The following is a 12,453-nucleotide window of genomic DNA, read 5'->3' as shown; positions in this document are numbered from 1 at the left end:
CGAGAATAGGCGGCACAGCCATGTCAGCTCACCCCGTAGATGCCGATCGACGACCCGCCGGCATCGGTGCCCATCGAGGAGGGGAGCGGCATCGCCGATCCGCCCGGTGTGGTTGCAGATCCGCCGCCGCCCCCGAAGCCGCTCAGCGCCTTGGCGCCGGCGGTCAGGAAGCCCGTGACGAGCGCACTGCGGGCGGCCGATTTCTTCGCGGCCGCATCGGCATAATAGGCATTGGCCCGGCCGACGGCCTGGGCGCGCGCACTGAGGGCATTGAACTGCGCATTGATCGCCGTCTGACGCAGCGCATCGAGGGCTGAGCCGGTGCCGACCTCGACGCCATTGGCGGCCGAGGCCGCCAGCGCATCGCCCGAAATGGCGCGCGCGCGGGCCATAATGTCGTTCTGCTGAGCAGCCCCGTCGTGCAGCGATTGCTGCGCATTCGTTCGATCGACCGAGGCGTTATAGTTGTACGCATCGGCCTGCGACTTGGCGCCCATTAGAGAGCCAGCCACCTGCAGGCCGATCGCGATCGGGGCAGCAGCAGCCATCAACGATCCTCCCGGACGAGCGCATAAATATCGAAATCACCGCCGTCGGGTGCGGCCCGGCGGAGCGTGCCTTCACGCACGAAACCCAACATGCGCGCCCATTCGTGCGCCGCCGCGAAGCCGCTGCGCACCGACATGTCGATGCGCACGTACCGGGTTTCGGCAATGACGCGCCGGGTCGCCCGGTGCAGGGCCACCTTCGCGCTCGACCAGTCGGCCGACAGCAGTGCCCAGGCGCTGGCGTAACGGCCATGGTTCTCGACGAAGCCCGAGCATTGCAGGATATGACCTTCTGCGTTGCGGGCCGTGAACGCCGGCCCGCTCGAAGCCCAGAATTCGGGCGTACCCGGGGTATGAGCGAGCAGATCAGCATGCTGCCACGGCTGCACGGCGAACTCGGCCAGATCGCCGGGGTAGAACGGCGCGACGGTGATCATCGCTCGCTCGTCGTCACGGTGGGCATCACCGCCAGCAGTGTCGCCGGCGTCGGCTGGAAGCGCTCGATCGTCACCATCCCGTAGCGGTCAAAGCTGCCTACCGTCTCGATGGCGACGTCGCCGGAGAAGAGGGGCACCGCCTCGTCCATCGGATCGTCGGGTACACGGTGTTCGTCGGCGATCGCCTGACCGCCCTGGACCGAGATCCGGATCCCCTGGGCCTCGAGCAGTCGAAGTGTCACCCGGCTGATCCGCTTGATCCGCCCTTGGGCAGTACCGACATCGCCACCCGCCTCGATCGGCAGCGTCTGCAATAAGGCGGGGAAAGGAAAGCCAAGCGACACAACAGAAGCTGGGAAATTGATGGTCCACTGGCCGCCGGCGCCAATGGTGATGTCCGGGTGCGGCAGGCCGTCGGCCAGAACCGAAACGGTTTCGCCCGCCAGATGAGCAGCCCCGCTGCCCGAAGCGACCGGCGGGCCGTCGTAGGTCAAGCCAGCGTCCACCATTAGAACGCGACTGGCATCGTCACCCGACTGCCAGATGCTCTCCTGCCGCAGCACCCACCACGTCCCGCCGCGCTCTGCGCCAATCCAGAGCTGATCGCGCTCTCCGGCCGGATCGGTGATGACGCTCGCCGTGCGGGCGAGCATTCCGCCGCCCAGCGTGCGGCGCGCCCAACCTATGACCTGCTGCCCCGGCGAATAGGTCATCGCCGCGAGCGATCCGTCGCGGCGCACCGCCCAGATCAGGCCTTCCGGCTCCTGTTGCCAGGCAAGCTCGACGAAGCCCGACATGCCGATATGCTCTGCCAGACGTGTCAGATCGGAAGCCTCGTAGCGATCCTGTGCAACCGAATAGCCGAGCTCGAGCAGCTTGCGTCCTGCCCTTTGCACGGCCAGCACCCGTCCGGCCGCCAGCAGCGCCTTGGTGGGTGCGGACCCATAGGTCGACTGGGTCTCCACCTGGATGGTCGGCGGGCCGGCCGTGTCCGAATTGGTCAGCAGCTGTTCGGCGACATGCTCCGCGCGGGCGGTGCCGATCAGCAATTTTCGATCGGCGGCCAGCCATCTGATGACGTTGGGATTGGGGAGCGTGATGGTGAAACCGAGATCGCGCTGCGCGTTCCCCGAGCTGTCATAGCGGGCGAAATCATTATAGCCGCCGACGACGCTGCCATACGCCTTCGCGCCTTTGGCCAGGACCAGGCGCTGGTTCCACAACACGACGGCGTTGGGATACCCCCGCCGGGGAGAGAAAGCGCCGAAGGCCCAGCGCGAACTTCCGACCGTGATGAGGCTGTCGGCCAGCCGGGTCACGACCGCGATCTTCACGACGGTGGGGCTGACATAGGCGGTAATCGTGCCCTGGCCGAAGGGGCCGTACAGATACAGCCACTGCTTGCCGTACGGTCCCTTGCCGTTGATGTCGGTGCCGGAGTTCGAGCCGTCCCAGGCTGTGCCTTCGCTGTGCGCGGGAGGGATCGTCCCGGTGCGATCGGTTCCGCCGACGCATTCGTACACCTTGCCGTTGGACCGCATTCGCGATCCCGTCGGGATACCCGCCATGCCGGCTTCCCACGCGGACACGTTGGAGAAATCTCGGGCCTGGATCCGGAAGAAGCCCCCGACGTCGCCCGGTTGGAAAATCGGCTTTGTCGCCGTGACGGTTGCTGTTCCGGTGGTTTGATCGATCGTCACCAATATGGTGTCGTCGCTATTATCGTCCTCGTACGGCCCGTTCTTGAACGCGAAGGGCGCGATGGAAAATGTCGTCGCCCCTGTGCGATCCAGTTCCTGCATCGGCACCTCGCCATGCGCCAGATACAGGACATCGGCCGATTGCTCGTAATCGAGCTGAAGAACCTGCGCGTAGGTCCAGGGCGTAGCGATCTCGATCGGCGTGCCCGTCCCATCCTCGAGGCGGACGTTATTGGTGTAGAAGCGGAAGGCGTGGTCGCTCGCCTCGATCTGATAGCCCTGGGTGATATTGTATTCGAACGGCAACAGGCGAAACGGCCCCTTCGCCCGCGCCACGTAGCGCGTGCCGGGAGCCGCAACCGCTGGCCCCTGCAAAGTGGGGAGCCAGCCATTCAGCTGTCGGCAGCCGGATCCATAGACCGACTGGTCCGGCCGGCCCGCCATGCGAGGGGACAGTTCGCCGCCGTTGAAACTGGTCTGGATGATCGACGTGCGGGACATCAGTCTTCCCAGCCGCCGCGGGCCGCCAACCAGTTCGATCGGAACTCCTGGCGACCAGAGCGATCGCCGGTCGCCAGCGCATCCTGCCGCTTGGCACGATCGAGCTCGATCTCGTAGCGCTGTTGCATACGCTGGGCGAGGCCCTCGATGCCGCCGCTCGCGGCATCGACCATGTCCCAGGCCAGCCGGTGCCCCATCACGACGATGAAACCGATCGACCAGATCGACAGATCTTCGACCCGGCGGATGTAGCGGATGTTGAGCGGCGCATCGGCCGAGCTCAGGAGGAGGTTCCCCTCCTGCTCGGCCTTGAAATAACCCCGATCGCCCGGAGCTGGCGGAAGCCAGCGGAGATGATCGGCCGGCAATGCATAGGCGAAGTCATAGCCGAACGTCGGTGCGTCGGCGCTGGCGGCGAGCTGAGCCCGCCCGATCGCGAAATTCCAGGGATGTTCGGCAAGACATCCATCGCGTGCGTCGTCCCACACAGCCAAAGCGGCTTTCGCCAGCGGAGTGTTATCGGTGATGCTGGCGATACGCTGCGCCGTGCCGAGCAGGGAGAGCGCCCGGTTCACGATCCGCGTCTGGGAAGGCGCTGCCGCCATCGCAACATCCTGCTAGAAGAGTGACGCGCGGCGCCGGCTCAGCCGGCTCGCCCTCCGAAGGGCCAGCGCCGCGCGACCCCGGCTGCGCGTCAGCGCGCCAGGGTATCGAGGTCGACGATGACGAAGCCTGCACCCGGGGGCGCCGCGGCGCCCCAGGTGAGGATCACCTCTTCTTCGTCGACGAGGGGGTCTTCGGCGCGCGCCGCGGCAGTGCCGAAGGTGATCGGGCTGTTCGGCGTCGTGATCGTCGTCGCCGCCAGATATTTCGTCGGGTTCCCGACGGTGCCCAGCGACACGGTCGTGGCGCCGAGCGTGACCGACACCGTGATGCTGCCGCCCTTGAATGCGCCGCCGGCAGGACGGCGGCAGACGACGTTCGTGTCGCCGACGTTCTTGGCCACGGTCGCGGTCGCAAGGTCGAAGATCTCGCGATAGCAGCGGACCTTCGCGTTGACGCGGCGGCCGTCCGCCTTCTTGGCCGGAAGCACGGTGCCATCAAACACCCCCGCGAGCAGATTGCCATAACCTTTTGCCATGTCTCAGTTCCTCGTGGATCTAAGGGAAACCGAGGCGGCCGAGGCCGCCCCGACCAGGATCAGGGCGCCTCGATGCACAGCATCTGGAAGCACTTGTCCTCGAGGAGCCGGGTGGCGCCCGCACAGGTGTATCCAGCGATCTGCAGCGAGTGGTTCTTGTCCGAGCGCTCGTCGAGCTTGCCCTTGAAGTCGAGCCAGGTGCGGCGATGCATGCCGCTCGGCACGAACACGGGCACGCGGCGATAGCCGTTGCCGTCGACGGTCAGGCCGGACGATCGCTTGTACGCCTTGGGGTTGTCGATCTCGGCCGGGATGAAGCGGAAGCCCATCCAGTCGACCAGCTTGCCGTCAGCCAGCGGCTTGACCGTGTTATAGTCGGCCGACTGATACTGCGTGATCTTGAACAGATCCTCGATCTGGGCGGCCGTCACGATCATGTGGAGCTTCTCGGCCTCGAGATCGACGAAGGCCGAGGTGGCCATGCGCTTGAGGCGGATGAGCTTGTTGGTGGTCAGGCCTGACGGCGTACCCGTGGTGGAATAATCCGCCGCGAGGATGTTGGCCGCCTTGAACGGCACAGCCGTCGCGCCCTCTTCGCCGGTGTAGGCGGTGCCGTAGAAGCCTTCGAGGAATTTGTCGTCCTGGAAGCGGCGGATCGCCTTGGCGACGCCGGTCGCCAGCGGCGACTGGAGGCCGACCTCGGTCGACATCTCATCGTCGGGATCGAGCAGCGGCGCGACGCCGGCGCGCTTCGGCTTGACGATCCAGCGACGGTTGACGTCCGGATCGGTGTTGCGGGTATCGCCGTTCCGCTCCGAGATCTCCTCGGCATACAGGTCGTCGAAGCGATCTTCGATCTGGACCTTCTTGCCGCCGCCGGCGCCGACCGAAGCGGCGAGCGGCCACAGCTTGCCCGGCATCTCGTTCAGCGCGAACGTGACAGCCTTCTCATATTCGACGGTACGGGTCGTATCGGCCCAATTCTCGGCCATGATGCGTCTCCATCGGAAACCAGTTGGTGCTGATTTTCGATCGGGAAACGGCGCTCGCGCGCGGGGCCGATCTGGGCGCTTAACGTCCGCCTTTGACGCCGCTGCTTTCGCGGGTGCAGCCGGGGCCGATCCGAAGATCGGGAAACGGGCTGGGCAGCGGGAGGCGGGTTATCGGCCGGGGCCGGTGACGACACCCCCCGATGCCGTGGCGCGGAGAGTGAGTCCGCGCCACGATTTCGTCAAGAGCCTTTCACCGCCGCCTTCTGCGCCGCGCCCAGCAGCCGCTGATATTCCTGATGCTCGGGCGATCCCTTGATTTTCACCTTCTCGCGCCAGCCGGCATCCAGCATCTTCGTGTCGAGCGTCGCCCCAGCATTCGCATCCACCTGGAGATTGGGCGTCTCGCCGTCGAGGCGGCGATGCTCGCCAGCGCGATCGGCAAGACTGAAGAAGAACTTCATCAGGTTGCCGGTGCCCATCTTGAGATCGAGCTCGCTCGCGAGTGCCGGGTCGACACCCAGCGATTTCACGAACTCCTTCACCTGTGGGAGCTTCGCATCATAGTCGGGCGTCGACTTGCGGAACGCATCGAGCTCGGCCTGTGAGGACCGCTCGAGATCCGCCAGCTGCCCCGCCACGAACTGATTATTGAACTCGACGACGCCCTTCGCCTGCGAAGCCGTCAGGCCAAGCTTGTGCGCGAGCGGGCGGAAATCATCGGCCAGCTTCGTGTCAGCGCCCTCGGGGAGCGGGATCTCATATTTGTCCGGCGTCTCCGGCCGGCCGAGCTGGTTATAGAAGGCGCCCCAAGTGGCGTCGTCGGCGCCCTCGTCCGGCTTGACGATGCGCGAGCTCGCCTGCCGTTTCAGGTCGAGCGCGCCCCGCGCAAGCTTCTCGACGTCGGCATAGCGAGCCAGCGTCGGATCGGCCTTGAGGTCGTCAGGCAGGCTGCCCATCCAATCCGGCGTAGCACCACCGCCTTCACCGCCCTGGCCGCCGCCGGCCGCACCGGCATCGTCGACCAAAACGACGACACCACCTTCACCACCATTACCCCCGTCACTCATCTTCGGTCTCCTTCAACTGACGCGACAACATCGCCAGGCGCCGGGTATCGAGCGCGAGGCCATGCATAATTTCGAGAAACACGGCGCGCCGACCCTCGTTGAAGGCGTGGGCGCGCGGATCGAGATCCCAGGTGGGATGTTCGGCAAAACAGTGACGGCCGAGCTCGGCCAGCCATTCAATCGCCGCTTCGCTCAATTGCCCGTCCGCCCCGTAGAAGAGGCGCACCGCCAGATCATGAGCACCAACTAGTCGCCGGCGTTGGCGCAGAATCTGCGCACGCTCGGTATTGGCAGCCTCTTCGATCTGGCTGATGTCTTCAGAGAGCGCCACCTGCGCCTCCCTGTGCAAGGCTCAGTTCCTTCGCAGTCTTGGCGATCACCGGCGCGGCCGCGAGCAGCTGTTGCGCGTTGGCGCTCTCGCCCGCCGCTGCGGTCGCCTGGGTCCGCTGATCGTCGTCGGCTTCCCAGCTCGCCGGCACACCGTTTATGTAGGCGAGGCCATTGAGCACCCCGTCGAACGGGAAGCGCGCGAGGAATGCGTCGATCAGCTGCGGCTTCGCCTGAATGAGGGGGGTCACGCCCTGCAGGGTACGGAAGAAGCCCGCTGCCTGCTCCGCCTTCTGCGCGCGCGCCAGCGGGTTGTCGTAGCGCATCTGATAGAGGCCTCCGGCCTCCTGCACCTCGGGCGGCATGTCGGAGAGCATGCCCATCTCCCACATGAGATCGATCTCGCGTTCCCCCATCGGAGACAGCCACTCGGTTTCCTGCCGGCCGAGCGGCGCTAGCAGCACGCCCTTCTCCTGCAGCTGCTCCATCACGTCGGCTTCGATGAGGTGGGTCTTCTGCTCCTGGCGGATACGGAGCATGTCGCCGTAGAAGGCGCGACGGATGACCTCGCGCGTGCGCTCCTGAAGCTGAAGAGCAGGCGCGATGTTCGCGCCGTCGAGCAGCGGCTGGATCAGCTTATTGCCCTGGCGATCGATCGCGCCATAGGTGACGCCGTGCGGCGAATAGCGGATCGTCTGGTCCAGCATGTCGTCATGAGCACCGAGGGGCGGACGGGCAAGGAACTCCACGGCCGTCACGAGATCCTGCATCATCCGCTGCGCAGCCTTGACCGCCGGCAGCACGTCCATGCCAGGGCCGCGCCCATAGGTTTCCATCGGTGATTTCTCGAAGCGGCTGGCGATCGTCGGCATCGAGCGATAACCGCCAACCTCGATCAGCTGCTTGTCCTGGACGGCGATGTACGCGCTGGCCACAGGCTTGCCGGCATGGTCGAGGCGGCCGGGTTCGAAACGCCGGTTCGGCTCGATCGCCTGCAGATACCAGTGCTTTTCGTGCTCCCGTTTATCCTTCATGGCCTTGAGCACGCATTCAGGCGCCTTGTCGCCGAACTCCTGCAGCGCCTGCCGTGCCTCGAGCTTGAACTTGCGGTGCACGACGTCGGGCCGCCCCCATGCATTCTCCAGGATGAAGATCCCGCCGAGATGCTCGCTGCGATAACCGATGCCGGCGATCCGCCCGCGCAGATCGCGGCGGATGCTCGGCGTCATGGCCTGGTTGCCAAAGCCCATCAGCGACGCGATGCTTTCGTGACATTGCGTGTCGAAGCCCGATTGAGGGTCGGAGCGCAGCGCGAACAGCTGACCGGTCTTGCGCTCATACCATTCCCGCACGCTGCGCTTCTTCATGAGCTCGGGATCGCGCGCCTCGAGATTCTGCCAGCGCGCGCCGCGCGGCATGACATAGCCCTCGAACACCGCGATGCCGTCGTTCAAAGACTGCAAACCCGCCTCGTCGAAGATCCGGCCGGTGCGGCGCGCTCCCTGGGCGAAGCTGTCGCCCAGGAAGTCGGCCTGTCGCGGGAGCAGGTAGGTGGCGACGTCCTGCCACTGCGCCTCGAAATTGGACCGTTCGGCCTCCATGACCGACTGGCGCCGCAGGATCATATCCACGTCTACCATCTGACCTACCCCCGCTCCGTGCTCAGAAGATCAGGCTACCGGCCGGAAACTCGATCGACCGGCCTCCGCCCGCGCGGATCCCCTGGGGGATCTCGCAATTGCCCACGACCTCACCTTCGGCATCGAGCAGCAACACATGGCTGATGTCCGCCGGCGCCACGTCCCCCGCGATCGTCAGCTTGCGCTGGAAGAGCACGCGGTCGCCCGACACCGTGAACATGCCGGGCGAGGCCTCGACGGGGGAGAGGTGCTCGATCAGGCGAGGATGATCGCCAAAGGCCAGCGAGGTCGGCCCGCCCATCGCGGCGGTCAGCGCATCGAGACGACGGGCCAACGGCGCGTGCGAGGCCGCCACGCTGCCCCGCACACGGTGCAGGGCCTCTTCGCGCAGCATGCGCATGCGCCGGTCGATCTCGTCGATGACCGGTGCGCGCGAAGCACCGGCGATCTCCACCTGCATCAGCGCCTCAAGCGTGGCGAGATCAGCCGTGGCGATCTCGATGGATCCGCTCGCCGTCACGGTGTCGCCTACCGTCCCCGAGGCGAGCGAGACGCCATCATCGACGGACGGCCGGTAATTCGGGTTCGGGCCGCCCCCGACGTCGGGACCGATGCCATGGATGTTCGCACCAGGGCGGAGCGCCGGGCCGTCCCCGGCCTGCCCAGCCGGGGCGTCGTCGGACAGGTCGCCAGCCGGGGCGTCCTCCCCAACCTCGTCCAGCTCGGCGAGCGCCGCATCGATCGCCTGGATCGCGGTCGTGCGCGCATCGGCCTCGCCCTTGGCGAGCTCGGCCGCCCGCAACCCGGCGAGCTGAGCCGCGTCGAGCATGGGCAGGGCCTTCTTCAATTCCGTGACGGTGCCCGCCGCCAGTGCCTCGATATTCACGTCCGCCATGTCACTTCTCCTCGCTTATTGGCCGAGCAGCGTCTTTGCGCCCGGGGTGGATGCTTCGGCGCCGCCGCCGGTAAGCTCGTTCGCGCCGGCGCCACGCCGACGCCGCAGATCGTCCGCCGCTTGCTGGTTTGCCGCGTCGAGGGCTGCCGACTGGTCGACCACAGGGGTCTGCACCGGCTGTTGCGGCTTCTGCTTGTTCAAGCCGCCGACCAGCGCCAGAGCCGGGCTCAACAAAAACTTTACAGCTCCACTCATCATCGTGCTCCCGAGAAATAATCGCTGCCAAGATCAACCCGGCCACGCTGCCGTGATTTGCTGGATCGGGCCGATTTTCCGAGGATCTGGGCGACGACTGTCTCGTCATCCATCGACGCATACTGAAGGGCATCGTGGACGTGACTGAACTGGTTCTTGTTCGGCTCAAGCGAAAACTTGCCGACACCATCTCCAACGGCAGTTCGCTGATAGTGGTAGCCAGACAGGAAGCCCTTGCGCAGCGTCTTGCACGTGGGGGACATCTCGAAACCACCGCGCGCCATCAGCGCGATGCGCACCGCCTCGAGCCGAACATGCAGCCGGTTGCTCCGCGCCGGCCGGAGCCGATAGCCGATCACCGCCTGGACGATCTCGAGCCAGCTTTCCTCATTACCCGACTTGTCGGTTCCGTCCTGCCCGGCCGGATCGCAGATGAAGCGGATCCGCTCTTCCTCGAGATCATCGAGCTCCGGCCCGCCATTATGCCCCATGCCGCCACGGCGCAGCCGGCCTGATGTCGCAGGCTGGTAATGGTGCGGATAGTGCTCCGCGAGGAAAGCGCGCAGCGCCTGCCCGAAACGCGTGGGGCCAGCCTTGCCGATCATCTGGTCCGGCGCCGCGATCACCACCAGTTCGGACAGCACACGCAGCTTGCCCAGGCTGTCGCGCTGACAGATCACCGCCGCCGGCGTCAGTCCGGCGTCGAGGCCGACGATCAGCTTGCGGGTCGGGTCGGCGCGCAACGGCTCGGCCGCGATATGCTCATCCATGTCGAATTCATCGCCATAGACCGGCTGGCCATGCTGGACGGGCACGAACCGGTTACGTAGCATGCGGTCGAGATAGTTCTTCTTCGTCTTGTTCAGAAGATATTGGCGCTCGTAGTAGCCGCGCGGCAGATTGGACAAGTTCTCCGCATTCGGATTGACGTTGCCGTCCTTGTCGATAGCCGGCGGCTGCTGGAAGAATTCTACGACAGCCTGACCGCCGAGGACGTCGCGCATCGCCTTTTCGGTCTCTTCATCCATCGTGCGCTCGACGAATGTTTCGTAACAATAGTTGTCGACGTCGGGCGCGTTGAAGTCGCCGATGATCTGCGGGTCGATCACGCTGCTGGCGTCGAACTGCGAATAGCGGCCGACGCGGCCGGACATGTACTCGACGACCGCCGCCGGGAGTGTGTCCATCTCGTACAGCCAAGCCGCGGTGCATTCGGAACCGCGCAAAGCTTCCTCGACCGTCTTGTCACCGATCGCGCGGAACACGACGATCATGTCGAGGATCTCGGTAACGCGGCCGGTTTCAGGATCCTTGCGCAGCACGCGCTGGAAGCGGTGCTCGCGCGGCGCATCCCAGCTGAAGCCCTTGTCCTCCGGCACCACGCGGAACCATGACGGCAGCAGGTTCGCGTCGATGATCGGATAGGTCGCGCCGACTACGACCACCTTGGCATGGCGGACGAGTACGCCGTGGGCGTTGCGGACCGGCTTCTGGCGCGCGCCGATCCGGAGCACCTTCTGGGCGCAGGTGATGGTCTTCCCGGAACCGACCGGCCCCATGATACCGCAGAGGAAGGCGGTGCTCGCGAGAAACCTCGCGGCTTTCGGGCCGACCGGACGGAGGCGCAGAAGCGTCATGCGCACGCGCCCTTGACCGCGCGCTGGCGCGCGCCCATCGTCACGCGCTCGATAGCCCGGCTCGCCAGCCCCGCACCATCGAAGAGATCCCGCGCCCCGGGCCCGCGCTGTGCGCGAATGCCTTGCGCGGGTTGCGCCTCCCCAGCCCGTGCCCGGGCCCGAGCCTGAGCCACAACACTATGCGCCCCCGGACGGCCAAGCATGGTGAGGGGGGGCGAGGCGATCGCCAGGAATTCCCACGCACGTCGTGCGAGGGGGTGGGACAGAGCCTCGGCCCGCGAAGGGGGGCGAGCGCCTGGCCGGATCGCGACCACCCCGAGCGCGGCCATGGTGACCGCCGCGGCGGCCCCTGCGATCAGCCTGCCAAGCTTAGGACAGGCCGCGATTTCCGCAGCTTTCTCAGCGGCTTGGCCGTCGCATTCCAACGATGCCATTCCAACAGCCATCATTCGGCCTCCGGAAACTGGCGGTTTTCCGCCATTTCCGCCTCGCCTTCCTCGACGGTCATGAACTCGCCGTCGAGGAGATCCGCGAGCTCTTCGGAAGCGTGCGTGACGCCCTCGATCACCAGCGTCGGGATCTCGCGGTAGATGTTGAGATCGACCGCGACCGGCATCTTGCCCTCGACGTACGGCGCAAGCTCGGCCGCTGCCGACTTCACCAGCGCGAGCGCCTCGATCGGACGGCATCCCGTCTCGGCCACGATCGCATCGATCGGCCGCGAGATGATCTGGGCCAGCACCTCGAGCGGATGCGCGTAGCGGCCGAGCAGGTAGTCGCGGACCTCTTGCGTGCGCTGGTTGCGCGCGCCCGCCGGACGCCCCACGCCGCGCGGCGCGCGCTTCGCCTGGACGACGTCGAGCCGGCCGCCATCGTCGCGCAGCAGTTCGAGCTGCTCGGCATCGCGCAGCGGCAGCAGCGGCCCGGCATCGCGGACGGCCATCGCCACCCCGGCGCGCGTGCCCGCCCCGCCGATTGGCGGCGAAGCGGTTTCCGCCGCGGCCCCAGAAATCGCGGCCCCGGTCGCGATTTCGACCCGTTCGGAGGCGTCGCGGTCAGGCGAGGACATATCCGCCCCCTTTTTTATTCGGCTGGCGATAGGCGGAGAGCAAAGTTCCCAAGTTCCCAAGCGGGAACCGCGTTGGGAACCGCATTGGGAACCGAAAAAGCTCGATGCTGCCTAGCTTTTCAGTGAAAGTTCCCAAGTTCCCAAGGAAATACATATATTCTAATGCGCGTGTGCATGCGCATGCGCGCACATTGTCACGCGCGCGCGAGGCTTGGGAACTTGGGAACTTTCGCCCATCCGCCCC

13 protein-coding genes are annotated in these 12,453 nt (G+C 66.0%); all 13 read right to left on the bottom strand.

Annotation, left to right across the window (positions count from 1 at the left end; genetic code table 11):
• Positions 1 to 23 precede the first annotated feature (23 nt).
• The gene (locus FHS98_RS13545; RefSeq protein ID WP_167105954.1) at positions 24 to 548 is read right to left on the bottom strand and encodes a hypothetical protein; all 525 of its coding nucleotides are present in this window, start codon (positions 546 to 548) and stop codon (positions 24 to 26) included.
• The gene (locus tag FHS98_RS13540; RefSeq protein ID WP_167105951.1) at positions 548 to 985 is read right to left on the bottom strand and encodes a hypothetical protein; all 438 of its coding nucleotides are present in this window, start codon (positions 983 to 985) and stop codon (positions 548 to 550) included. The genes FHS98_RS13545 and FHS98_RS13540 overlap by 1 nt, the downstream gene beginning before the upstream one ends.
• Positions 982 to 3,186, bottom strand: coding sequence for a phage tail protein (locus tag FHS98_RS13535; protein WP_167105949.1), 2,205 nt, complete (start codon positions 3,184 to 3,186; stop codon positions 982 to 984). The genes FHS98_RS13540 and FHS98_RS13535 overlap by 4 nt, the downstream gene beginning before the upstream one ends.
• Positions 3,186 to 3,791: a phage connector family protein gene (locus tag FHS98_RS13530; protein ID WP_167105946.1), complete on the bottom strand. Its 606-nt coding sequence runs from the start codon at positions 3,789 to 3,791 to the stop codon at positions 3,186 to 3,188. The genes FHS98_RS13535 and FHS98_RS13530 overlap by 1 nt, the downstream gene beginning before the upstream one ends.
• An 89-nt stretch (positions 3,792 to 3,880) precedes the next feature.
• Entirely contained in the window at positions 3,881 to 4,327 is a 447-nt protein-coding gene (locus FHS98_RS13525; RefSeq protein WP_167105944.1) for a hypothetical protein, read from the bottom strand.
• 59 nt (positions 4,328 to 4,386) lie between these two features.
• Entirely contained in the window at positions 4,387 to 5,319 is a 933-nt protein-coding gene (locus FHS98_RS13520; protein ID WP_167105941.1) for a phage capsid protein, read from the bottom strand.
• A gap of 239 nt (positions 5,320 to 5,558) precedes the next feature.
• On the bottom strand, positions 5,559 to 6,386 hold the full coding sequence (locus tag FHS98_RS13515) for a hypothetical protein (protein ID WP_167105938.1): 828 nt from the start codon (positions 6,384 to 6,386) through the stop codon (positions 5,559 to 5,561).
• Complete coding sequence (locus tag FHS98_RS13510) at positions 6,379 to 6,717, bottom strand: Bbp19 family protein (RefSeq protein WP_167105935.1); 339 nt, start codon at positions 6,715 to 6,717, stop codon at positions 6,379 to 6,381. The genes FHS98_RS13515 and FHS98_RS13510 overlap by 8 nt, the downstream gene beginning before the upstream one ends.
• Positions 6,704 to 8,338: a portal protein gene (locus tag FHS98_RS13505; RefSeq protein ID WP_243848035.1), complete on the bottom strand. Its 1,635-nt coding sequence runs from the start codon at positions 8,336 to 8,338 to the stop codon at positions 6,704 to 6,706. Before FHS98_RS13505 ends, FHS98_RS13510 begins: the two co-directional genes overlap by 14 nt.
• A 37-nt stretch (positions 8,339 to 8,375) precedes the next feature.
• A complete protein-coding gene (locus tag FHS98_RS13500) occupies positions 8,376 to 9,248 on the bottom strand; it encodes a hypothetical protein (protein ID WP_167105929.1) in 873 nt (290 codons plus the stop codon).
• Between the two features lie 15 nt (positions 9,249 to 9,263).
• Complete coding sequence (locus tag FHS98_RS13495; protein WP_208402264.1) at positions 9,264 to 9,506, bottom strand: hypothetical protein; 243 nt, start codon at positions 9,504 to 9,506, stop codon at positions 9,264 to 9,266.
• Positions 9,503 to 11,140 carry a hypothetical protein gene (locus FHS98_RS13490; protein WP_167105923.1) on the bottom strand — a complete coding sequence of 546 codons (1,638 nt, stop codon included), beginning with the start codon at positions 11,138 to 11,140 and terminating at the stop codon, positions 9,503 to 9,505. Before FHS98_RS13490 ends, FHS98_RS13495 begins: the two co-directional genes overlap by 4 nt.
• A gap of 445 nt (positions 11,141 to 11,585) precedes the next feature.
• Complete coding sequence (locus tag FHS98_RS13485) at positions 11,586 to 12,209, bottom strand: hypothetical protein (RefSeq protein ID WP_167105920.1); 624 nt, start codon at positions 12,207 to 12,209, stop codon at positions 11,586 to 11,588.
• Between the last annotated feature and the right edge of the window lie 244 nt (positions 12,210 to 12,453).

The organism is Sphingomonas oligoaromativorans, assembly GCF_011762195.1.
Lineage (GTDB): Bacteria > Pseudomonadota > Alphaproteobacteria > Sphingomonadales > Sphingomonadaceae > Solisphingomonas > Solisphingomonas oligoaromativorans.
Note: the sequence above shows the minus strand (reverse complement) of the source record. Positions and strands in the feature narration are given on the sequence as shown.